Origin of the sequence: Acidianus brierleyi (assembly GCF_003201835.2) — an archaeon.
Classification (GTDB): domain Archaea; phylum Thermoproteota; class Thermoprotei_A; order Sulfolobales; family Sulfolobaceae; genus Aramenus; species Aramenus brierleyi.
In genome coordinates this window covers 257143-279303 of record NZ_CP029289.2, presented here as the reverse complement: position 1 = coordinate 279303, position 22161 = coordinate 257143, and the positions used below count along the sequence as shown (strand labels likewise).

Sequence of the window (22161 nt, the reverse complement as noted above, 5' to 3'; positions counted from 1 at the left end):
AACTTAGACCTATTGCTCCTAAAATAAGTATTGGGATTATAATTGATAATATCAGTAATATTAACATCAATATAAGCATCACAATTTCTGGATTAAATCTTTGTTTCAGCATATACATTATGTCTTAATGTTTGAAAGTATTAAACATTATACAGGAATTTATGAAAATCTCTGTTATAATCTCTGAAACTACTAAAAAATCTAGATTTTCTTATTTCTTCTTTATTTATGGAAGTTTGTAATCTTTCTTCCTTAAATTTTTCTGCTTTAGCTACTATAACTCCTGAAGGATTAGATACCATAGATCCGCCCCAGAAATATTCTTCTTCTTGACTTCCTACGGAATTCACAAATGCTGTCCAAATACCATTCATTATAGAATGAGCTTTAATTAATGTTTCCCACTGATCCTCTATCAATAGTCTGGAGGATAATCTTCTCATAGGTGATTCTGAAGGAATAAAAACGACTTCAGCTCCTAGTAGAGATAATGCTTGTAACGGCTCTGTATGCCATGCGTCTTCACATATTGCAACCCCAAATTTAAAATCGTTTATATTAAATATCTTTATATCTTTTAAAGGGTTTCCGGGCTGAAAATATCTTCTTTCTTCAAATAATCCATATGTAGGTAGATAAAACTTATACACGTAATCTATCTTACCATTTATAGTCACGGCAGCGGTGTTTCGTAATATTCCTGGATTATATTCCTTTATCATACCAAATATAGCACATTTCGATTTTTCTTGAATTTTAATTGCGGCTTTTTCGCTTTCTTTATATATATCATATACCAAATCTCTAAGAACATAACCTGTTAGAGAAAGTTCAGGGAATATTACGCAATCTGCAGAAGACGTCTCTATTATTTCCAAATGTCTATTGAGATTATATTCTATGTTTCCAAGTTTTGGTTTAATCTGTGCTAGTTCTATCTTTAAGCCCATTCTCTTGGATACCTCCAATCGGAATTTATTGCTCTTCCACTTAATCTAAAAATCTCTGGTGGCAATCTCTTATGCTGTGATGTTTTTACCATTTTATCTATTTTAATTATAACATCTTTACTAATATCTAACTCTTTTGCCACGTCATCAATACTTTTCAATTCCTCATATCTTAAATAAAGTATAGCGTCAGCTATATCGTAAGATATTCCAAGTTCGCCTTCAGCTGTTTGGCCTTCCCACAATGCTGGTGAACTTGGTTTTTTAACTATTCTCTCCGGTACTCCAAGCATTTTTCCTAACTCCTTAACTTGAGTTTTATATAGATCTCCTATTGGTAATATATCGACCCCTCCGTCTCCGTACTTTGTAAAATAGCCTAAGAGAAGTTCACTTTTATCTCCAGTTCCTACAACAAGATAATTGAATTTTTGTGCATAAGCATATAATAATATCATTCTGATTCTAGCTTTAATATTACCAATTATTAATTTATCGCTTGTATCTATATTATCTGAAAAATTTTTAGTTATACCGTCTATGTTTATGACTTTAAACTTAGATTCGGCTTTAATATTAGATATTACATCATAAGAATCTTCCACGTCTTCTTTTGGAGTAGAATTCGATGGCATTAATAGTATATAAAAATTTTCTGTTGCTCTACTTACAAGATATGCTACTACTGATGAGTCTATCCCTCCACTTAATCCTAGTATCATACCAGATTTTCCACTTTCTTCTAAGTATTCCCTTAGTCTTTCTACTATATAATCAGAAATAGTTTTATAATCAATATTAAGAATTTTAATTAACGTTTGTTGTATTCTCATAGACTAATGTAGTATTAGATTCATTAATATATACTTTATATGAACTTATGAAATATTTATAGTATACCTCAACTGTAAATTCAGTTGTATTGATAGTAAGTTTTGGATTATTTGTAAAAGCAACTAATTCTTTTGTAGAATTAGGAGGAATTTTCTCTTGAGTAAAATTCCAAACCATATTTAGGCTGTTTGGTACAGAAACTCTGACCAATGTAATATTTACGGAATAATTAGCGTTGTTTTTAACAACAATATAAACCTGATTTATGGGAGTTTTCCCTTGTGGAACTATCACTTCAGATATTTTTATGGGATTTTGTGCAATATATTCCGCATGCGAGTAGCCTCCTACCGCAGCTAATAAAAATAGTACTGATACTAAAACACCTACTAACTCTCTTTTAATCTTAGTAATATCTATATTTATTTTGTTAGTATAGTCTAGTCTAAATATAGATATAAACATTAATTCTGGCCAAAACAAAAAATATTCTGTTAAAGTTCTCCATGAGAACCATAGAATTAACATTGGAAATATCCATAATGACTCTTTTATTGCTGGAAATAATCTGAAATAAATATATAATGATAATCCTCCAATTACTGCAATGGCTAAAGTAAAGAACCATGGCTCTACATTCAATAATGTAGTTAAATTAAAAATTGTAAATCCAGTTACAGCTACGGGTATTGTACCCTGATCTAATGTTATAATATCGAGAAAAGCATGAGGATTCCACATAAAGAAAGGCAAATTAAAAATGATTATAGAAGTTAAAAAGCTCTTTAATATGTCATAAAGATTTTGTCGTTTATACAGAAATAGAAAAGGTGTAATTAACCAGGCTAACTGACTGAAAGAAACTGCCATAGCTAAGAAAATACCAGATTTTTTACCATCATAAATATAGCTAAGAGCTATAAATGTCGCCCATATAGCTCCATTCACTCCTGCAAAAGACGGTGCTAGAATACCAGCAGTTACAAACAAGAAAATTACTGGTAGTGTAGCTATTGGGTCACCTCTTTTCTTTCCTTCATTATATATTAAAAATATAAGAATATCTTGGAAAATAATGTTAACTATATTTATATAGTAAAGGTTTAAATTAGCTATTTTTAAAAATAAATAAAAAGGAATATATAATAGAAACGAAAGAGGAGGATAGATAAAGTTAGATGATATTTTTCCTGATATCAGATAAGTAGGCTGAACGTTTACAGGATGGTAAAATTGTGTATATGGATCCTTACCATTAAGGAGGTTAGTAATAGCTTGAGTTATATATTCCATATCATCGGTTCCAAAACCATTAATTAGTGCTATAGCTACAATTGAATATGTAAGTATAGAAATTGTAAAAATAAGATCATCTATTTTGGATATATTTCTATTCGGATTTATAAGTTGTGGATTTAGACTTATAATTAGAATAGCTATGGCAGAGAAAAAAGCTATAGCCAAAATTGAAGCTTGAACAGGGTTATTTAAAATATTATCCCTGTACGCAATTAGAAACAGAGTAGACAAAATAACTGCCCCTATAATAGCATAAACAACGTATCGCCTTACCTCATTCATTAACTAAATAAAAGTATAACAGACTTTAAGAATTTTCGCAGATATGTTTGGCGTTATTAAAAACAGATAACCATGAATTCCATGTGAGTCTACCAGTTCTAGTATTTCTTGGGCTAGGATGATAACTAGAAATCAAATAGTAATTATCTAACTTAAATATATTATTATGAGAAAACTTTAATTTAACAGAAAAAATTTCACATATAGAGTCAAATGCCAATTTACCTAAAGTAATTATTACTTTAAGATTAGACAGTGAGCGAATTAAAGTCTTCAAATACGGTTCGCAGTTTAATATTTCTTCTCTAGTAGGCCTATTAAGTGGTGGTGCGCAATGAACTACATTAGTTAAATACACATTAGTTAATTTTAGTCCATCAGTCCTACTTATGCTTTCAGGGTAATTACTATACTTTATTTCATATAAGGCTTTTATAACCCATTTGCCTGATTCGTCTCCAGTAAATGTTCTACCAGTTCTATTTCCTCCATGAGCTGCTGGCGCAAGTCCTACTATAAGAATACATGCGTTTTTATCTCCAAAACCAGGTACTGGTCTACTCCAGTAATCCCAGTTTTTAAACTGAATTTTCTTCTCTACTCTAATTTTTTCTATGTAATTAATCAATCTGTCACACTTTCTACATCGTATTATGGCACTATTTAGATATTTTACATCCATTTGATCCATTACTAGTTACCTTTATTGTTTAGATAGAAATATTTTTACCCTAATAGTAAAAAGATAACTATTTAAAAACTTTGAGCTTAGATATGGTATAGCTAGTGGATTTCTTATGAATAGTTAATAAACATTTTTAGTATGATAATGCTTTTGTACTATAACTTCGTAAAATGTAAGTTGTAGAAGGTTGGGAAAGTGAGCGTATTACAAGTTTACTCTAATCCTGCTAAAGCAGTAATATCATGTTCACTAGTTGATGAAAACGGAAACGAGAAAGAAATTTTAACAATAACTTTGGAGGATAACGGTATTCATGTTCATAAAAACATAGAAAAGGACGATCATTACATAATACCTCCAATACCTCAAATAGATATGCTAATAAGAGAAGTTATTGAACAAATAGCCGAAGAACTCAATGTCCAAACAGTAGTTTTCAGGTACGGCGAAAATAGCGACCTAGAGGAGACTGATGATCTAATACTGAGTGATGCATGGTATGATATAGAAAAGCTTGCATTAGCGGCGTCTAAACATGCTGCATTAGCTAATGATGTAGAATCTAAGGTTATAATTGGCATAGTTAAATTCTCTAATTTTATTTATGCGGCTACTGTATTAAGAAAAGAAGATACTTTTCCTCTTTTGCAAATCTTTATGGATTCCTCTAATAACGAAATTAAAATATATAATGAAATTGGTCAATTAGTGGAGGAAAGAAGAGAAAAAGTTCAAGATTTTGAGGAGTACGTTAAGTCTTTAGTTAATTCTTCAGACGTTGCAGTAGTTTATAAGGAGTCATTAGATGAAATTCCTTCTCCAAAAGAAATTACGACAGATAATGGAAGATATTACGTTGGTGTAGTTTTTAAATATTTTATGGGATTCTTTCCCTCTTCTTCTATAAAGGAAGTTAGTTCTAAGAGAATTTATGTTAGAAATAAGAGTAAATTTGTTAAATTGTTAAGGGCATTATTATATTTAGATAAATTATCTGACGATGGTGGAGTAGAGGTTCTGTTATCAAGTTCTGCAGTTCCTCTTAATGATATTCCAAAAGAAGTTGATAAAATAAAAGGAAAAGTAGATAAAATATTAGGTAAATATAAGATAACAGATGTGAATTATTTTGGAATAAATGATACTCTCATAAAAGAATTAGTAAACTATAAGCCACAATTTGGTGAAGGTGATGTATATCTTGGAATGAGAGTTATTCCAGTTGCCTTTGTTATTATTACTGAAAATAAACAAGATTTTGATAATTATGTTGAAAGAATTCTTAATGGACCAACTTCTGACGGATATGAAATTCTAGATGAGGCCGTCAAAAAATATATATCAAGTTACTTTATAGGCTATCTTATGAGTGTTGAGGAAGCCTTAATAATTTATTCAGACATATTTAACGAGTTGAGCAAAGATGACAAATGAGGCATATATGATAGTATTGGCTTTAAGATTAGACAGAAATTGGTGGGGATTACCAGTAATAGAAAGGAAAAGTATACTAAGTAAAGTAGAAGAGACAGAGAAGAGGTTTAACAATGAATTTATTTCCCTTAAAAAATATGCTTCATTATCTCAAGGTTCCCAACTAATATATTGGGCGTCTGCATTAAATACCTCCTCAATTATAGATTTTAAGTCATCTATATTATCGTCATTTTCTGGTAATGCTGTAGAAGACGTTTCATTATTTTCGATTTTTACTCCTTCTCCTTATATGAAGTCAGATTTTGATCCATTATCAGTCTTAAAGGTGGAACCTCTAAAATATTTTGTAGCGTATCCTATGAAAAAATCTGTGGATTGGTATTTGATTCCATTTGATGAAAGAGAAAACATAATGATGGAGCATATAAATATGGCTAAAAATCATCCAAAAAATAATGGTATACGATCTTATACCACTTATTCTTTTGGGCTAGGAGATTACGAGTTTGTAGTAATTTATGAAATACCTAGCTTACCAGATTGGGTTGAAGTAGTGGAAAAATTAAGAGAGGCTAAAGCTAGAAAATGGGTGATAAAAGAAGAACCTCTATTAGTAGGTGAACTAAAGGATCAGGGGTACTTATTGTATTAAATCTCTATTTCTAGCTAAGTATAAAATCCCTATTATTGTTTTTCCGTCTTCTATTTGTCCTTGTAAAAACATATTTATTGCATTGTCTAATGACATTTTCTCTGATTCTATAATTTCGTATTCTTCTGGTTTACTTCCTACAAATTTCAGGTTTTTCGCTAGATACATATGCATTAGTTCAGTAGTTATACCTGGTGATGGATAGAAATCAAAGAGATGAATTAATTCTCCAGCTTCGTATCCTACTTCCTCTATAAGTTCTCTTCTTGCAGTAACTTCTGGTTCTTCGTTTTCCTCTATAGTGCCAGCAGGAAACTCATAGATCCATTTGCCTATTACTGGTCTATATTGTTTAATTAATACTATGTTTTCTCGATCTATAACTGGTATCATAACTGCAGAGCCTCTATGCTTTATATATTGTAATTCCTTTTCTTTACCATTAGGTAATGTTATTTTATCAACGTTTACTTCGAACTTTTTACAAGAGAAAACTTTCATGTTAATCAGTATAAAATAAGTCAAATTTATCTTTTAGTTTAGTATATATGCTTTCCCAGTCTATCTTGAATAGTACAATTCCAAGGATTGTAAAAACTATTGAGGATATTATGCCTAGCAAAAACGGTGATATGCCTATTAAATCGCTTATCGCAATAAGACCAAAGGCTTCTACAGTTATTTCTATAGAACTTTTTATAATTTTGGAAACAAAGGTTATTTCTAACATCTTTAGTAGTGAGGCTTTACCAGCACCGCCAATAAGGAAAATAAAATCGTCCAATGGTAAGAAAGGAAACAATGCCGCAAAAAATAGTGCAATAAAGAACGATCTCTTATTTATGAATTTGCTAAAAAATTTCACATTTTTATTATTTTTAAATGTATTTCTAACGCCATATCCTAGAGAGTACATTACGCTTTTAGCCAATGCTGCCCCAATTGCAGTTATCAAGATTACTTCTATCATATTTAGTGGCGTTATACCCGATTTTACTAAGAAGCTAGTCGCAACCAAAGTATAAGGGGTTCCAAAGAAAGGTGTAGAATTAGTAGCAAATGATATAGCAAATATTATTATTAGATAATCTATGCTCATTGTTAATAGACTATAGAGTGTTATGCTTTATTTTTGTTTTCCAAAAAGTAATATTCTATGAAGATAATCTTACCAACTAAAGATATTTCAGGCAAAATAGTAGAAATAAGAATAGACAGAAGCTTTTCTCCAGATTTTTCTCCCGACTTTATACCGCAAGGTATTACTCAGATAGTATTGGATATAAGACAGAATTTATTAAAAGGAAATCATATTTTGGAGATAATAACGGAAAAAGGGAATTATGCAAAATTTACCTTGAACGTGTAGACCATATTCTAGCTAAATCGGAAGAAGTTACTATATCAGCAAATTTTTTCATATTTTCTAATGATCTTTCATGGGCTTCTTTATCTGAAGATGAGACTGCATCTTTTACGACTACACTATAGAATCCTCTATTATATGCGTCTCTCACAGTAGATTCTACTCCAAGTTCTGTCGCAATCCCTGTAATAACAATGGTCTGTATTCCAGCATTTTTTGCCATATTTTCAAAATCTGTGCCAAAGAATATGCTAGCAGAATGTTTTGATATTACTCGTTCGTTCGGAAGAGGTCTTAATGCTAATGTTAATCCTCTTGAATCTAGTCTATTAATCTTCCATTTTGAGTATAAATATAGTTTAGCAGGAGACTCAAAATCTATAGGTAAAGGCTCTATTCTAGTGAAAAATATCCTTACACGAGCTCTTCTAGCTGAGTTTAATACATTATAAATAGATTTCATGAACTCTTCTCTATTGAATATGCTTTGAACCAGTATTGTTTGCACGTCCCAAACTATTAATGCAGTATGGGCTGGATTTACTATTTCGGGTAAAGTATTATATACTAGTTTTGAACCAATTCTTATCATTGCAAACTCACATCATTTAACCATAGAATAAAGAATTAACTATCTTTTTTCATGGTTCATTTAAGTTACTCTGGGATGGATACTGACTCTTAAATACGTATATTATAATTTTAAAAATAAATTTAAATCTTATAGTAAGTGTTAGAGGAATTATGTGTATATTTTGTGATATAGTTAATGATAGACTTCAATCAAATGTAATTTATAGGAATGACTATATTACAGTAATTTTAGATAAATTTCCATTAGCTCCTGGACATACGTTAATTTTATCTAATGAACATTATGATAATTTCTTGGAATGTCCGGAAAAAATTTCGTGTGAAATAGCAAAAATGAGTAGTATAGTTGCAAAAGCTGTTATAAGTTCTGTAAATGCCGATGGAGCTAGAATTCTCACTAATATTGGTAAAAGTGCAGGACAAGTTATATTTCATCTTCATGTTCATATAATTCCATCATGGTCTGATCCTCCTTCAGAATATAAGGAATTTGAGCCTAGAAAAGAGCAACCATTAGAATATTATGAAACCTTAAAAAAGGTTATAAGCTACAACATACAGAGAATCTTAAATAGAAAATAATTTGGTGATTTATTTGACTTTGAGAGACGAGTTAGAATCAAGATTTAGAGAGAATTTTTCGGATGCGTTAGTTGAAAGGCTTTCTCATTCAGTGGATATGGGATTTGTCCCAGAATTAGTATGGTCTGGAATAAAAATTAATGTAATTCCAGATTATGTTGTATATCCTCAAAATACAGAAGATATAATAGACTTAGTAAAAATTGGAATATCTAATAATGTTCCTTTAACTCCTTATGGAAGAGGAACTAACAGATATGGTAATGCTATTCCTGCAGATGGAGGAATAGTATTAGATTTCTCGAAAATGAATAAAATAGAAATAGATGAAGCTAATAGAATAGCTGTAGCAGAAGCTGGAGCTACGTGGAAACTAGTTGACATAGCTGCACAACAAAAAGGTCTTCAATTAAGAACATTTCCTTCTTCATATGATTCTACAGTAGGTGGTGGAACAGCAGGAGATGCGTTAGGTGTAGGTTCTTATGAGTATGGTTTCATTTGTGATAATATAGCCTTTGTAGAAATGGTAAATCCTAAAGGTGAAATAGTAAGATTAGAAGGAAAAGATTTAGCAATAGTTTGTGGAGCTGAAGGTACAACTGGAATAATAACGAAAGTTGGTATAAAACTAAGGCCATTTTCTTCAACTGAATCTCTAGTAATTTCATTCGAAGATTTTGAGAAAGTGTATGGTGCTATAGGGGAGTTTTATAGAGAAGTAATTCCAGCATGGCATATACAAGTAAGAGGTCCTGCAATATCCTCCTATATTCATGATAAATTTAGAGCTACATTAGATCCAGGAAAATGGAATATGGTAGTCCTTTATCCTTCTACAAGGTCTAGTATAGTTGAACCTAAACTTTACAAAATAGCTCAAACATACAACGGGAAGGTTTTTGAAGGAGAATGGACAGGATGGTGGTCATTTAATCACGGCGTTAATGCAGCATTAAGATCTAAGGGATTGTTAATTCATCAACATGGACTACTTCATTATACTAAGATAAAGGATCTGATTGATAGCATACAAAGAGACTTAGGCAATATTGGAGTCTTAGAACCAAATAAAGGATTTGACCTAGATATAGACCTAGAAAGAAGAGAAGTACTATTAGTAAATGCCTTTACACAAGTTTCACTAAATCCAGTTGATAGGAAAATTATTTATGATCTAGCAAAAAATACGTTGATGATGGAAGATTTTGTTAAACTTGGAGGATCAATGCTTTCAGTTGGTATGTTTGTACATAAATATGCTAGGAATAGACTTAGCACCATGGGAAAGACATTTCAAGATTTAGGAGTAGATCGTTATGAGGTTATGAAAAAATATAAGGAGGAAATGGATAGCGAGGAAATATTTAATCCTGGAAAAGTATTTGAACCTAAGAAAAGAGCTAAGACTGTACTAGAAATAGTCGATAAACAAAATGAGGCTTTAAAGTTCAGGTTTGGAATAGGTATTGCAAAGTCATTATCCCCCGGTGGAGAAGTAGAAGGCTATAAGGTTGCAAAGAAATATCTAGATATCTTCGCAGATTATGCGTTAACATGCATAGACTGCGCTATGTGCGTTACTGTTTGTCCGCAATATAGGCTAATTCCTCAATGGCCTTATGCACCTAAAGGAATGTTTGATTTCACTAGAGGTATTATTTCATATTTTGAACTTCATGATACTGTAGATATCCCTGATAGCACAATAGCAGAAATATCTGGTTGCCATAAATGTGGATTGTGTGATGGTGTTTGTCCAGCTAGGATTCCAATATCTACTCTTTTAATCAAGTTAAATAGCCTGGTAGCTAGAAAAATTCCAGAAGAACCTACTATTGATATACGAATTCCAGACTATTATAAGGATGTAATTTCAGATGATAGTGAAATAGGACTATGGTTAGGTAGATATTTGAGTGATAATCCTTCAATAGTTTATGTAACTCTTGACTTACTGAAAAGATTAGGACTTAAAGTGAAGGTTTTTGGAACATCAAAAGATAGTGGGTTCATGGACTATATTAGTGGTAATGGTAATTCATTAATCGAAAAAATAAAAGAAAATTCCAATATAAATCTTTTAGAGCTAATTACAATTTCTCCAGAAGATTACAAGACATTTTCAGAAGCTTATAGAGAATATTCCAAATTAGCTGGTTATTCTAATGTCTTCGAGGTCGTACCTATTGAAGTTAGGTTATTAAAGTCTATACAATTTGAAGGTAACGATGAAATTAATTTACATGTTGCATGCTTCTCTTCATCTTATGCAGACGAGATAATAAAAAGATTAAGAGAAAAAGGCTTTAAAGTGAAAAAAATTGAAGGATGCTCTGGTGCTATCTTAGAACGTAACCTAGGCAAAAGATCGGATAGAATGGCTAAAGCATTAGGAGAGACATATCCTAACTTGATAACACTTTGTCCTTTAGCAGAAATGAAATTTAGATCAGTTGGAGTTAATGCTAAATCATTAATAGAATTTATAGCCGAAAAAGCAGGTATAATAATATCTACACAAGTTTCTTCATTTAAAGTTCCAGATGAAGACAAGAAGAAAATAAACGATACTCTATTGTCATCTATATTAGCTTCTCTAAACAAAAGAACTCAAGTTATTGCCGATACGTTGTCATTTATTTCTTCAGGACCTGATGAATATAAGAAAATTATAGAGCCTATAATAGTAGAGGCTATGGACGAAGTATCACAGTCTTTTGTTCAAGGAATTAAAACAATGTTATCCAATGAATACGGTAATGAAGATTTATCTAAAAAATCAATAATAACGTCTACCTATGTTAAAGAGATATCTAGTATTTTGTTATCTATTAGTTTAGAAAATGTTATACAAGAGCTTATAAATGTAATAAAAACGATAACTAATGAGAAATTCGATGAAAAAACACTCTCTTCTGTATTGTTAGACCTAATAAGGGATAATGAGAATAAAATAAGGAGTTCTTTAGTTAGTCTTTCTTTTTAAGTTAAACGTAATTCTATATATTTTTATGGCAAAAATATACCTGGGAACTGCAGGTATTCCTCTTTCAACAAAAGCGAAAGATACTATAGAAGGCATAAAAAGGATAAGAGAATTAGGCCTAAACGCAATGGAAGTTGAGTTTGTTCAAGGAGTAAGAATGAAAATTGAAAAAGCAAGGGGAGCAGGAAATATTGCTAAAAACCTTAACGTAAGATTATCTGTTCACGCTCCTTATTTTATTAATTTATGTTCAGAAGACAAAGAGAAAGTTAATTCGTCTAAAAAACGAATCTTAGATTCAGCAGATAGAGCAAATGCTATGAATGCTGATGCTATAGCGATTCATATAGCCTTCTATGGTAAAATGAGTCCAGAAGAGTGTTACAGTAGGGTAAAGAGTGAATTAGGTGAGGTTGTAGATATTGCAAAAGATAACGAAATAAAAGTTAAATTTGGTATAGAAACTATGGCAAAAGAGACAGCCTTTGGAACAATAGACGAAGTTATATCAATCTCTAAAGAAATTAAAAATGTAGTCCCATATATAGACTGGGCTCACACTTTTGGCAGACAGGGTGGAAAAATAGATTATGGTGATATCATCGATAGGCTTATTAAAGAACTAAATATTTCTCATATAAATTCTCATTTTGAATCGTTAGAGATTAGAAACGGTAAATATGTAGACGTGCATAGATCTATAATTTATAACACACCGCCATTTGAGCCGTTAGCTAAAGAAATTCTTAAACGTGATATCTCAATAACGCTCATTTGTGAGAGTCCAGAATTAGAAAAGGATGCTCTTATAATGAAAAATGTTATTGAAAAATTAGGGTATAAATTTGACTGACATACTTGTTGCCTCTGATTATGATAGGACAATATCAGACGAAAAAGACAGCTTTGTAATAAATAACGCAGTAAGGGAAAAAATCAACAAATTCTCAAAGAATAATTATTTTGTTGTAGTAACAGGTAGGGAGAGAAGATTTATAGATAGATTAGCGTACGGTTTAGAGCCAACAGGCTGGGTATTAGAAAATGGTGCATTAATAATGATAAATGATAAAGTTTACTATAATATTCCAAAATCATGGCCTAAATTGAGGTTTGAAATAGGCAAAAGATTATCAGCAGAAAGATTGAATTTTACTTATGGAGAGGTAATAATATATCTAAATAACGTATCAAATAATATATGTGATTTATTTTCTGATTTATATGAGGTCTCGGTTGAATGGAATAGAAGCGATGTTATGATCATGCCAAAGGGAGTTAATAAAGGAAACGGAATTAAAAAATTTGCTGAGATATTAGGATTTAAGGGAAGAATTATAGCAGTCGGAGATTCACAAAATGATGTATCGTTATTTAAGGCTGCAGATTTCAAGGTTGCGGTAAATAATGCTTTAAAAGAAATTAAGGAAATGGCAGATTTGGTACTAAACAAAGATGACGGACAAGGAATAATAGAACTTCTAGATTATATAGAGTCTGGAGAAATTTATAAACTAGGTTTGAGTTAATTCCAATTTTTGTATAATATTTAATGCCTCATGTAGATTTGTTACCTTATTATTTTTTATTTCAGGATATAAATTTAGCCTATCCAGAAGGATAGCGTTCATATAAGCTCTCCTAGCACCTATAACATCTATTTCATACACGTCGCCAATATGTATACCTTCGCTTCCAGCTAATTTTTTTGCATAATAAAATATCTTAGGATGTGGTTTTAGTATATTATAATCACAGGAGGCTATAATACCATCCAAATAATTATCTAGATTTAGATCTTTTATTATCTTATTCACTTTTTTAGTAGTATTAGTAACTAATATGGTTTTAAACCCTAATTCTCTAACATTTTCCAAAAAAGGTATTGCATCATCATAAAGCTCATATTCGTCTGCCAAATAATTTTTATTTTCTAGTTTCTTTATTATGTCATTAGGAATATGAAGATTTAATTCATAAAATAAATCTTTAAAATCTATTTGCGATAATCCATCGAACTGAGGATGAGGGAAGCAACTCCTACCTAAATGTCTCATTAGAGCTTTGAATACTTCTATATCCGAAACTTCAATTCCTTCTTCACGTATTGCGTTAGCTATTGATTCGTGAAATCTTGGTTTAAATCTAACTAAGGTCTCTCCCATGTCTACGAAGATAGCAACCATTTTTTAACAATTACTTTTCCCTAATTAAAAACTTTGGTGGAATAATTCTTTCAGATTTGCAGATTGGGCATTTACTAGGTTTTTTGGGCATATCAATACTAAATATATATCCACAATTCTCACATTTAGGAGGAAACAATATTACTACATAATTTTTTCTTTTAGCTGACTTAGCTAAATGATATATATGATCATAAACTTCTTTCTCTTTCTTTATATCTAACGCTTTCATTATATCTTTTGCAGTAAGTGGATCTTCACTATACTTAAGTAATAGAAATACCTTTTCTCTCGTTGTTAAGAACTCTGTATTCAATAGCATTCACTAAATCTTCTTTTAAGGATAATTTTATATTAAAAGTATTTAACAACCATGTATCTAAGGAAAAATCATACTTTTTACCATTCAGTTCAATAACGTTAACTCCAAATAGGTCTGCTATTAGATTGCACATTTCTACAATAGAGATTCTAGGTCCTCCAACATTTATTACACCTTTTATTTCATCATTTACAAACTTTGCAATTATATTTGATAATGAATAAATACTTATTGGAGATATATAAAAATTTTTGTTACACTTTAAGTTTTTTCCGTTTAGAGCTGCCTTAAAGAAAGATGCTAAAAGTCCTTTATAATTTAGTGAGTATAAAACCCCACATCTAATTATAAGAAAATTGCCTAACGACGCTGTTCCAGTCTCTCCGACTAGTTTTGATATGCCATAATAATTTAGAGGATCTGGAGTAGAATTTTCGTGATAATATCCTTTTTTCCCATTAAAAATCATAAATGTCGATAAATATATATTTGTAGCGTTTACCTTATGTGCTGCTCTAGCTATATTAATGGCATACCATGTATTAAAATTCCATACATATGACTTATTTTCAAAGTATGGAATATCTAGTGTGTGAATGACTACGTCTGGTTTCTCATTTATAACTCTTTGAGGATTATCCACAATAATTATCTCGTTGTTTTTTAAAGATCTAGCTAATACTCTAGCTAACTCTCCTTCGTCAGTAAACGCTATTTTCATATTAAACCCTTATTTCCTCATAAATTTCCTCTATTCTTTTTAAAATATTAGCTTCAGTAATTCCGTTTAATGTAGCTAAAAGTGAAGAACCGCCTGCACCTACACCTTCTTTCACATATCCTCTTTCATATGCTTTTAGGCCATCAAACTTAGAAGCAGAAAAGTCAAGATTTACGTAACTTAGATTAACTCCAACTTCTTTAGATAAAGATATTATATCAGAACTTTTGTCGTTTATAATCCATCTAGTAGTTCCTATTCCTATATCATTCATTTTTTTCTTATTGATTTCCTTTATTATAGCCGAGGCAGCAGTCATTTGAGTACCTCCTGCTAAAAGCACATTTCCTTTAAATCCTACAGTTATTCCTGCTACTCCTAAGAGCATGGGATCTGCAAGCTTAGATATCTTATCAATGAAATTCGATGGAAGATCTTTTATCGCTTCTAGAACAACTTTCCTTTTTATTTCTTTAGGATTTTCGGGCGATGCAGAGCTAACTTTATCAATAGCATCGTATCCTAAACCTAATAGAGTAGCCATAGCGGTAGTTGTTCCTGCTGCTATCGATTCTCCTATTACTAGTAATTCAAAATTTTTAGATAGCTCATTACCTAATGTGATTCCATTCTCTATTATTCTCTCTGCTGTAATAGGGTCTAATGACCTTTTTCTAATATCCTTACCAGGCTCTCCATTTAGAGAGATATAAGGAATATTTGGTTTAATTTTAGAACCAGCGTCTACTACTAATTTAGGAATGTTTAAGAGTGATAAAGATGCCTTAGTTATAATGGCTGGTGTAGGAATTCCTGTAGGAGTTACAGGAACAGAATTTATTACTTTACATTTTCCTAGAACAAGGAATTCTGCGTCTGCAGCTGGCGTAAATAACGTCAGTTCTTCAGTTGCTCCTGCTATCGTTATTCCAGGTATTAGGCTAACGTCTGTGGTTGCTATGACTAGTAAGAATAGGGAACGTTTACCCGATATTTTTTCAGAGAAATTACCTATAACATCTACCATAATTGACACTTTATTAGCTAGGTAGATTAGTATTTAACTGAATTGTGGTTAATTGCTAGGATAAGAGGGAAGGCGAAGTGAGCACTAGATTTTGGTTACTATATAAAAATATTGAAAAGGGTACTAAAGTGTCTCTTGATGAATTTTCAGAAAATAAAGAATTAAATTATGAAGTTAGGAATTCTTCTTTATCGTTATATAGGGATGTTATAACAGAAGCTTCAAGGATAGTTAATGAAAGCGAGGATTCTAAAATAATATGGGAATTACTAAGGAGAAATATTATTTCGGTATCTCTAGCACAAGAATTAATAGACATTTCAAAAATAATTGCTAATATTTTCAGTATAGATGATGCAGTAATTTATAGTATGTTAGTAAGAATAATGGAAGATTTAGAAGAATTATATTTTTCAATACAAAAGTATTTAAGCAGTAATGCATAATCGAACATGTGTTCGAGAATGCCAAATATTGAAAATCTAATAACTGAAATAAATAGACTTAAAAAAGATAAAAACGCAATAATTTTAGGACATAATTACATGGAATATGGAGTTCACTTAGTTTCTGATTTTACTGGAGACTCCTACGATCTGGCTGTAAAAGCTATGAGAACTAATGCTGACATTATAGTGTTCGCCGGTGTATATTTTATGGCAGAACAAGCTTCTGCATTAAATCCTGACAAGAAAGTATTATCTCCAGACCCTATGGCTGGGTGTAGTTTATCAGACGCACTAGATGTAGAAACTCTTAAAAAATATAAGAAAATGTATCCCAATTCTCCTGTTGTATTATATATAAATACAAGCATATATACAAAAGCTTTAGCTGACTATATAGTTACATCATCAACGGCAATTAATGTAGTTAAATCATTAGATGCTGATGTTGTTTTATTTGGTCCTGACGCTAATTTAGCTAACTACGTTGAAAAGAAAACTGGTAAGAAGTTAATTAGAGTTCCTCCTAATGGTAGGTGTCTAGTTCATGCTTCATATACTAAGCAATTAGTATCATTGGCTAGGAAAAAATATCCAAATGCAAAATTAATGGCACATCCAGAATCTCCTTTAGAAATTTTAGAAGCTGCAGATTTTGTTGGCTCTACTAATCAAATGATAAAATATGCAAAGGACAGTGAATCCAAAGAATTTGTAGTTGCTACAGAAATTGGTATGTTAAATGCACTCCAAATACAAGTTCCAAATAAGAGATTTTATCCCTTTATGTCTATGGAGACTTGCGCATGTGCCAGATGTCCATACATGGCAATGGTAACTTTAGAAAAGATAAAATCTTCTTTAGTTAACGAGAAATATGAAGTAAAAGTTCCTAACGATGTTGCCGAAAAGGCTAAACGTGCTTTTGAGAATACAATGAAGTTGCTATCTCATTAATAGTAGTCCTTATCTCATCGTCCGTATTGTAAAAATGAGACGATATTCTTATTCCTTCTCCCCGTGGGGATACTATAATCTTTTTTTGAGCTAACTCTTCAGCTATTTTTTTAGGATTATGTAATTTTATTACTACTATTCCAGATATTTTCTCTTTAGGAGTTATTATTTCAAGATCCTTATCTTCTGCTAGGTCTATAGCTAGTTTACTTAATTCTAATACTTTTTTCTCTATGTCCTTCTTATAAGGTGATATAATCTCTGCAGATTTTCCTAAGCCAATGTTAGCTGCAACGTCTATTGTGCCTATTTCAAATCTCCTAGGTCCTTTTTCTAGCTCGAATTCTGTAGCATTAAAATCTAAGTAATTTTTGGATGATTTCCAGCCGTAAAAAGGTGGATCGTCTATTAAACCGTTTTTAACATAAATAAATCCTGAACCTTGAGGTGCCATTAGCCATTTATATCCTCCAGCTACAGCAAAATCTATACCTAAGTCTTTTACGTCAACATTAATTGCACCAGCACTTTGTATTATGTCAAGTAAAACGTAAGCGCTAACGCTTTTCGCTTTAGATACTATTTTTTTAATATCCAATTTTGTACCAGTGTTAAAACTTACATGACTTACACTTATTAGTTTAGTATTATTATCTATTTTTGTTAATATGTCCTGTTCAATATTTTCTGGATTAGTTTTTACTATATCAACATTGATTCCTTTTTTTCTCAATTTAAGAAAAGGATATACTGTGGCAGGAAACTCTAGGCTGTCTGTAATTACTTTATCTCCAGGTTTAAGATCTAATGCATTAGCTATTATATTAACTCCATAACTTGTATTAGGTATAAATGAGATCTCATTTGGAGACGAATTAATTAAATTAGCAATTTTTTCTCTTATATGTAAAAATTCATCTTTTTCTTCTTCATTTACTGTATAAGTACCGTTTTGCGATACATTATATAGGTAATTAAATGTTTCAAAAAGAACAGGTAAAGGCGTAGGAGAAATTGCTGCATGATTTAAATAAATGTAATTTTTTGTTATAGGAACTAGATCTCTAAAATTGTCTATCATAAAAAAGGTTGTGTGATACAACCTTTAAATTATTCTATAACTATTTTTGGAAATTCCCATGTCTTTTTCTTGAAAATTTCATAAGGTATAGAGTATCCTTCAGCATATCCGGGCGTCTTAGGTACTATCAGAAAATCTGACGAGTATTTCTTTACTTTTTCTATAATTTTTTCTAACTCATCATAGCAATATATTTCAGATATGAACATTTCATCAGTTTTTAATGTCCAAATCGTATTAGGAAATTTATCAGAGATATCTTCTTTAGAGAAAACATCTAAAATGAAATTTGACCTTCCAAGTGTATAAATGAAAGCATTTATTACAGATTTTATATGTCTCCAGTGAATATTTCTAATATAATTTAAATATGGATTTCTTTGTATAGACGTTATTAAATTAATATCATCAGCATCAGGATTTACTTTAAAATACTTGTTTATTATGACAATTTTATCTTCACAAATCCATTTACCTTTTTCAAAGTCGAAACATAAAGGATCTCTTGTGAATCTGAAAACATTTTTCACTAGGATAAGTTTACAATTTACATAACCTTTAGCATTTAACTTCTCTATTGCACTACTTACTTCATTTAAACTAGTTTTATTCACGTATAATGTAAGAATAAACTCGTTTTTTTCGATATCGTGTCTGAAGACATTTACTAAAGGAAAAAACAAGTTCTTTCTATTTTCCATGTTTATCTTTGTATCTTTACATATAAGAACTGCCTTTCTTAATCCTAAATTTTCTGATATTACTAGAGGAAAAAGTGCGAAATCGTATTTAACAATTAAATAGTTAAAAGTATTTTTAATCTGAGTAACAGTAAAAGTAGTAAGTTTAGATAATGCATAAGGATTCCCACCAACCTTTAAGGCTTTTTGCAATAGTATATTAGCTTGATGCACGATTAATTAATAATTATTCTATAAGTTAAGCTTATCTAGTAGAATAATAAAAATCTCGAAGTAAACTATTTTTTACTATCAAGTTTAGATTTCTTTATTATTTTTCCACCACAGATATCGCAAGATTCCTTTTTCCTTTGATACACTTTTCCACAATTTTCACAAACATAGTAATATTCTCTCTCGTATTTTATTGATCTATTTAGCTTTACAGAGTTGAACTTAATTCCTAATTTTAATAGTATGTTCTGTACAGAGAAATCATCAGTAAATACTATTGAAGGCTGTAATTGTAAAGCTAAGGCTATAATGGAAATATCAGTTTTAGATAAGGAATACTCACCTATTTTCCTTAACGTGTTATTGGTAATATCTATATTTCTTTTTTCTGGTTCTAATATTATTATCTTTCCAGAACTTGATGCAAGACTTAAAAGGCTTCTAGATACATAATCTTTCACTTCATTCATAACTAATGGTGTTGTATAAACTCTATCAAAATAATTTTCTAAACCAGCTAAAAAACCTGCTGTGTCAAATATCACGTTTTCCATTTAATATTCCCTTTATCGGGTCTATTTCATAGAATCTATATATATTAGCTTTTTTATTGCTTTTCCATATATTTATCTCGTTCCCTACTTCTATTCTAGCTATTATTTCTCCATCAGCAACAACTCTAGCTAATTGTGGATATCCTTTATTCTCTAGTTTTAATTTAACATTCAACGGAGGTATTATTATAGATTTTAATGATGTTAATATGGGGTTTACAAGACATATTTCTAGTGCATTTAAGTTGTAAACATAATTTCCACTTATTGAAAAACTCCAAGCACTCGTTCCTTGTGGAGTAGAAATTAATACGCCGTCTCCTTCAAAGATTATATTTTCGTCTAGAAACTTTACATTTATTTTTAATGCCTCTGGTTTATCGTAGAGTATTCCTATTTCGTTAAAGGCTATTGCATTTATACCATTAATATTAGTCTCTAAAAGAATATACTCTTCTTTAGTATAGTCATTGTTTGATAATCTTTTGAAAACTTCTTCTAATTTTTCTGGATTAACGTCCATTAAAAAACCTCTTCTTCCAGCTTTAACTGTGATAATAGGCTTATCATACTTTATAGCTCTTAAAAGCGTTCCATCTCCTCCAACCGCAAATACTATATCTGGATCTTCCTCAGTTATTTCATAACCGAAACTCTTTGCTAAATCTCTTATTTTATTCTCTATATCTTCTATCTGCACTGACGGTTTTCTAACTATTTTTATCTTCATTTTTAAAATTTAGTTCATTCACAAGTTATAATAATCTTCTATTTGTTAGAACTCTTCTATGAAAGGTAAGTCAATATATATCGCGAGAGTTATATATTCTATAAGCTGGTTCTACTTAGCTCCATATATACCATATATAATTTATAAATTCAATATTCAAGCTAGTTTAGCTGGTTTCGTTCCATTTGCGTTTTTTATTGGATCTGGAACAATGCAAGTACCTTCAGCTTACCTATCAACTAGAATAGGCTTAAGAAATACTTTATGTTTAGGTCTTTTAATAATGTCTATTTCTTCTTTGTTTATTGGATTGTCGATTACATTTCTTCAATTACTTATCTTTTATTTTGTTGGTGGAATAGGTGCTTCTATGTTTTTTTCCAGTGGAGGAGCTATTTTAGCTGAGCTCAATAAAAACAATTTAAGTAGAATAATGGGCCTATATAATGCAGCTTTTAGTATAGGCGGAATAGTTGGATTAAATTGGATATTCTTTGATAAGGTTTTAAGTTTTACATATGCTAGTTTATTGCTTTCATTATTAACTTTGATTTCCCTTTTTATTAATGTAAAATTACCAAATGTAAAACCAACCTGGAAAACAATAAGAAATAGGAACATATTATATTTAGGGCTATCTACTTCAGGAGTTTGGGGAATATATTATGCTATAGGCGAACTTTTTCCCAATTTTGCGTTTAATTTTCTGCACTTAAGTGCTATAGAAAGTGGCGAAATAACATCCTTACTATTGTTTTCATCATTTATTGGAGGATTATTAGGATTTATAGGAGATAAGATTGGCAAATTAAGGGGATTAATATTAGCTTCTCTTGCAGGAATATTTCCAAGTTTATTATTATATACTAAGTTTTTCATAATAGGAATTATAATTCTTGGAATATTTAACGAACTTGCAATATCTATAATGTATTCTATGGTAGCTGTTGAAGCTAAAGGAGCTAATACAGGAATAGGCTTAGCAGAAGTTAATTCTCTAAATATAGTATTAGGAACGTGGCTCGATCCATTAGCTACTTTTACAGGATTTTATTCTTGGATTATTTTAGTCTTAATATCTATAATTCCGTTATTTCTTATTCGTAAGTTAAGTATGAGCATCTAACTATAATATCTAAAGGAAATATTTTACTTTCGTTTATTATTTCTAATTTGCCATCAATATTTATTAATCTAATTTTATATATTTTTTGCTTTGCTCCATTATTAATTCTTATTGTAGCCCATCCAGTCATACTGTTGACAAGAATGGTACATTTTCCTTTAACTTGAAGAATTACTGAACTATTAGGCTTTATTTTGATCTTTTCTTCTTTATAATCACTGCCAGGAAATGCTAGGCCTTCACTTATTATTTTTCTATAGAACCTTAGCCATAGACCCCATAAAAAAATAAATGGCAATAAAAGTAGTGTTATTTCTGAAATCACAATAGTTCAACATCTTATCGGATATCTAGCTATAAAATTTTATGTTATTATTTTCAATAATTTATGTGGTTTTTATCATAAAAACTAAATAATTTTCTCAGA

General features: G+C 30.6%; 26 protein-coding genes. 10 read left to right on the top strand and 16 right to left on the bottom strand.

The features are described from left to right. Positions 1-140 precede the first annotated feature (140 nt). From DFR85_RS17345 to DFR85_RS17330, 4 genes are read right to left on the bottom strand one after another with little or no spacing between them, the layout of a single operon-like run. On the bottom strand, positions 141-950 hold the full coding sequence (locus tag DFR85_RS17345) for a nitrilase-related carbon-nitrogen hydrolase (protein ID WP_110269371.1): 810 nt from the start codon (positions 948-950) through the stop codon (positions 141-143). Then, complete coding sequence (locus DFR85_RS17340) at positions 941-1783, bottom strand: NAD+ synthase (RefSeq protein WP_110269370.1); 843 nt, start codon at positions 1781-1783, stop codon at positions 941-943. Before DFR85_RS17340 ends, DFR85_RS17345 begins: the two co-directional genes overlap by 10 nt. Continuing rightward, entirely contained in the window at positions 1758-3365 is a 1608-nt protein-coding gene (locus DFR85_RS17335) for a hypothetical protein (RefSeq protein ID WP_110269369.1), read from the bottom strand. Before DFR85_RS17335 ends, DFR85_RS17340 begins: the two co-directional genes overlap by 26 nt. Positions 3366-3390: 25 nt before the next feature. Continuing rightward, positions 3391-4056 carry a uracil-DNA glycosylase gene (locus DFR85_RS17330; RefSeq protein ID WP_110269368.1) on the bottom strand — a complete coding sequence of 222 codons (666 nt, stop codon included), beginning with the start codon at positions 4054-4056 and terminating at the stop codon, positions 3391-3393. Positions 4057-4245: 189 nt separating this feature from the next. On the opposite strand from DFR85_RS17330, the gene DFR85_RS17325 reads away from it, so the two are divergent. After that, complete coding sequence (locus DFR85_RS17325; protein ID WP_110269367.1) at positions 4246-5484, top strand: hypothetical protein; 1239 nt, start codon at positions 4246-4248, stop codon at positions 5482-5484. Continuing rightward, a complete protein-coding gene (locus DFR85_RS17320) occupies positions 5474-6139 on the top strand; it encodes a chlorite dismutase family protein (protein ID WP_110269366.1) in 666 nt (221 codons plus the stop codon). The genes DFR85_RS17325 and DFR85_RS17320 overlap by 11 nt, the downstream gene beginning before the upstream one ends. Here the strand turns inward: DFR85_RS17320 and DFR85_RS17315 are convergent. Together DFR85_RS17315 and DFR85_RS17310 are read right to left on the bottom strand one after the other, a co-directional pair. Next, complete coding sequence (locus tag DFR85_RS17315; protein WP_110269365.1) at positions 6128-6640, bottom strand: NUDIX hydrolase; 513 nt, start codon at positions 6638-6640, stop codon at positions 6128-6130. The genes DFR85_RS17320 and DFR85_RS17315 overlap by 12 nt on opposite strands. Position 6641: 1 nt before the next feature. After that, entirely contained in the window at positions 6642-7238 is a 597-nt protein-coding gene (locus tag DFR85_RS17310) for a hypothetical protein (RefSeq protein WP_110269364.1), read from the bottom strand. Positions 7239-7295: 57 nt separating this feature from the next. Between DFR85_RS17310 and DFR85_RS17305 the strand changes: the two genes are divergently transcribed. After that, positions 7296-7508, top strand: a complete 213-nt coding sequence (locus DFR85_RS17305) for a hypothetical protein (protein ID WP_110269363.1) — start codon at positions 7296-7298, stop codon at positions 7506-7508. Here the strand turns inward: DFR85_RS17305 and DFR85_RS17300 are convergent. Next, positions 7492-8097, bottom strand: coding sequence for a cysteine hydrolase family protein (locus DFR85_RS17300; RefSeq protein ID WP_110269362.1), 606 nt, complete (start codon positions 8095-8097; stop codon positions 7492-7494). The genes DFR85_RS17305 and DFR85_RS17300 overlap by 17 nt on opposite strands. 152 nt (positions 8098-8249) lie before the next feature. Between DFR85_RS17300 and DFR85_RS17295 the strand changes: the two genes are divergently transcribed. From DFR85_RS17295 to DFR85_RS17280, 4 genes are read left to right on the top strand one after another with little or no spacing between them, the layout of a single operon-like run. After that, positions 8250-8681, top strand: a complete 432-nt coding sequence (locus DFR85_RS17295) for an HIT family protein (RefSeq protein WP_110269361.1) — start codon at positions 8250-8252, stop codon at positions 8679-8681. A 13-nt stretch (positions 8682-8694) separates the two neighbouring features. Beyond that, positions 8695-11670: an FAD-binding and (Fe-S)-binding domain-containing protein gene (locus DFR85_RS17290; protein ID WP_110271742.1), complete on the top strand. Its 2976-nt coding sequence runs from the start codon at positions 8695-8697 to the stop codon at positions 11668-11670. 25 nt (positions 11671-11695) lie between these two features. After that, positions 11696-12523 (top strand): TIM barrel protein, encoded by an 828-nt coding sequence (locus tag DFR85_RS17285; RefSeq protein ID WP_110269360.1) that lies wholly within the window; start codon positions 11696-11698, stop codon positions 12521-12523. Further along, positions 12516-13199, top strand: coding sequence for a phosphoglycolate phosphatase (locus tag DFR85_RS17280; protein WP_432417921.1), 684 nt, complete (start codon positions 12516-12518; stop codon positions 13197-13199). The genes DFR85_RS17285 and DFR85_RS17280 overlap by 8 nt, the downstream gene beginning before the upstream one ends. Here DFR85_RS17280 and DFR85_RS17275 read toward each other — a convergent pair. The 4 genes from DFR85_RS17275 to cobT are packed head-to-tail and all read right to left on the bottom strand — an operon-like array spanning position 13185 to position 15926. Continuing rightward, positions 13185-13856, bottom strand: a complete 672-nt coding sequence (locus DFR85_RS17275) for an HAD family hydrolase (protein ID WP_110269358.1) — start codon at positions 13854-13856, stop codon at positions 13185-13187. The genes DFR85_RS17280 and DFR85_RS17275 overlap by 15 nt on opposite strands. 10 nt (positions 13857-13866) lie before the next feature. After that, a complete protein-coding gene (locus tag DFR85_RS17270; RefSeq protein ID WP_210433929.1) occupies positions 13867-14172 on the bottom strand; it encodes a transcriptional regulator in 306 nt (101 codons plus the stop codon). Beyond that, complete coding sequence (locus tag DFR85_RS17265) at positions 14123-14899, bottom strand: sugar nucleotide-binding protein (RefSeq protein ID WP_110269356.1); 777 nt, start codon at positions 14897-14899, stop codon at positions 14123-14125. The genes DFR85_RS17270 and DFR85_RS17265 overlap by 50 nt, the downstream gene beginning before the upstream one ends. A 1-nt stretch (position 14900) precedes the next feature. Next, complete coding sequence (cobT, locus tag DFR85_RS17260; protein ID WP_110269355.1) at positions 14901-15926, bottom strand: nicotinate mononucleotide-dependent phosphoribosyltransferase CobT; 1026 nt, start codon at positions 15924-15926, stop codon at positions 14901-14903. Positions 15927-16003: 77 nt separating this feature from the next. Between cobT and DFR85_RS17255 the strand changes: the two genes are divergently transcribed. Then, positions 16004-16372 (top strand): hypothetical protein, encoded by a 369-nt coding sequence (locus tag DFR85_RS17255; protein ID WP_110269354.1) that lies wholly within the window; start codon positions 16004-16006, stop codon positions 16370-16372. A gap of 18 nt (positions 16373-16390) precedes the next feature. Next, entirely contained in the window at positions 16391-17329 is a 939-nt protein-coding gene (gene nadA / locus DFR85_RS17250; RefSeq protein WP_110269353.1) for a quinolinate synthase NadA, read from the top strand. Here nadA and DFR85_RS17245 read toward each other — a convergent pair. The 4 genes from DFR85_RS17245 to DFR85_RS17230 form a co-directional block, all read right to left on the bottom strand. Next, positions 17286-18410: an aminotransferase class V-fold PLP-dependent enzyme gene (locus tag DFR85_RS17245; protein WP_110269352.1), complete on the bottom strand. Its 1125-nt coding sequence runs from the start codon at positions 18408-18410 to the stop codon at positions 17286-17288. The genes nadA and DFR85_RS17245 overlap by 44 nt on opposite strands. A 29-nt stretch (positions 18411-18439) precedes the next feature. After that, the gene (locus DFR85_RS17240; RefSeq protein ID WP_110269351.1) at positions 18440-19324 is read right to left on the bottom strand and encodes a hypothetical protein; all 885 of its coding nucleotides are present in this window, start codon (positions 19322-19324) and stop codon (positions 18440-18442) included. Between the two features lie 65 nt (positions 19325-19389). Next, the gene (locus tag DFR85_RS17235) at positions 19390-19878 is read right to left on the bottom strand and encodes an NOB1 family endonuclease (RefSeq protein ID WP_110269350.1); all 489 of its coding nucleotides are present in this window, start codon (positions 19876-19878) and stop codon (positions 19390-19392) included. Next, positions 19859-20608 carry an NAD(+)/NADH kinase gene (locus DFR85_RS17230; RefSeq protein ID WP_110269349.1) on the bottom strand — a complete coding sequence of 250 codons (750 nt, stop codon included), beginning with the start codon at positions 20606-20608 and terminating at the stop codon, positions 19859-19861. Before DFR85_RS17230 ends, DFR85_RS17235 begins: the two co-directional genes overlap by 20 nt. Positions 20609-20666: 58 nt before the next feature. Between DFR85_RS17230 and DFR85_RS17225 the strand changes: the two genes are divergently transcribed. Next, positions 20667-21734 (top strand): MFS transporter, encoded by a 1068-nt coding sequence (locus tag DFR85_RS17225; protein ID WP_110269348.1) that lies wholly within the window; start codon positions 20667-20669, stop codon positions 21732-21734. Here DFR85_RS17225 and DFR85_RS17220 read toward each other — a convergent pair. Then, positions 21706-22059 carry a hypothetical protein gene (locus DFR85_RS17220; protein WP_246252965.1) on the bottom strand — a complete coding sequence of 118 codons (354 nt, stop codon included), beginning with the start codon at positions 22057-22059 and terminating at the stop codon, positions 21706-21708. The two genes, DFR85_RS17225 and DFR85_RS17220, sit on opposite strands and share 29 nt — an antisense overlap. Between the last annotated feature and the right edge of the window lie 102 nt (positions 22060-22161).

Excerpts from the sequence above, each read along its gene's own strand:
- DFR85_RS17315 (WP_110269365.1), bottom strand. The coding sequence starts at position 6,640 with ATGAAAGTTTTCTCTTGTAAAAAGTTCGAAGTAAACGTTGATAAAATA.
- DFR85_RS17295 (WP_110269361.1), top strand. The coding sequence starts at position 8,250 with ATGTGTATATTTTGTGATATAGTTAATGATAGACTTCAATCAAATGTA.
- DFR85_RS17265 (WP_110269356.1), bottom strand. The coding sequence starts at position 14,899 with ATGAAAATAGCGTTTACTGACGAAGGAGAGTTAGCTAGAGTATTAGCT.
- DFR85_RS17345 (WP_110269371.1), bottom strand. The coding sequence starts at position 950 with ATGGGCTTAAAGATAGAACTAGCACAGATTAAACCAAAACTTGGAAAC.
- DFR85_RS17225 (WP_110269348.1), top strand. The coding sequence starts at position 20,667 with ATGAAAGGTAAGTCAATATATATCGCGAGAGTTATATATTCTATAAGC.
- nadA (WP_110269353.1), top strand. The coding sequence starts at position 16,391 with ATGCCAAATATTGAAAATCTAATAACTGAAATAAATAGACTTAAAAAA.
- DFR85_RS17245 (WP_110269352.1), bottom strand. The coding sequence starts at position 18,410 with ATGATAGACAATTTTAGAGATCTAGTTCCTATAACAAAAAATTACATT.
- cobT (WP_110269355.1), bottom strand. The coding sequence starts at position 15,926 with ATGGTAGATGTTATAGGTAATTTCTCTGAAAAAATATCGGGTAAACGT.
- DFR85_RS17275 (WP_110269358.1), bottom strand. The coding sequence starts at position 13,856 with ATGGTTGCTATCTTCGTAGACATGGGAGAGACCTTAGTTAGATTTAAA.
- DFR85_RS17310 (WP_110269364.1), bottom strand. The coding sequence starts at position 7,238 with ATGAGCATAGATTATCTAATAATAATATTTGCTATATCATTTGCTACT.
- DFR85_RS17235 (WP_110269350.1), bottom strand. The coding sequence starts at position 19,878 with ATGGAAAACGTGATATTTGACACAGCAGGTTTTTTAGCTGGTTTAGAA.
- DFR85_RS17320 (WP_110269366.1), top strand. The coding sequence starts at position 5,474 with ATGACAAATGAGGCATATATGATAGTATTGGCTTTAAGATTAGACAGA.
- DFR85_RS17330 (WP_110269368.1), bottom strand. The coding sequence starts at position 4,056 with ATGGATCAAATGGATGTAAAATATCTAAATAGTGCCATAATACGATGT.
- DFR85_RS17340 (WP_110269370.1), bottom strand. The coding sequence starts at position 1,783 with ATGAGAATACAACAAACGTTAATTAAAATTCTTAATATTGATTATAAA.
- DFR85_RS17230 (WP_110269349.1), bottom strand. The coding sequence starts at position 20,608 with ATGAAGATAAAAATAGTTAGAAAACCGTCAGTGCAGATAGAAGATATA.
- DFR85_RS17285 (WP_110269360.1), top strand. The coding sequence starts at position 11,696 with ATGGCAAAAATATACCTGGGAACTGCAGGTATTCCTCTTTCAACAAAA.
- DFR85_RS17335 (WP_110269369.1), bottom strand. The coding sequence starts at position 3,365 with ATGAATGAGGTAAGGCGATACGTTGTTTATGCTATTATAGGGGCAGTT.
- DFR85_RS17305 (WP_110269363.1), top strand. The coding sequence starts at position 7,296 with ATGAAGATAATCTTACCAACTAAAGATATTTCAGGCAAAATAGTAGAA.
- DFR85_RS17300 (WP_110269362.1), bottom strand. The coding sequence starts at position 8,097 with ATGATAAGAATTGGTTCAAAACTAGTATATAATACTTTACCCGAAATA.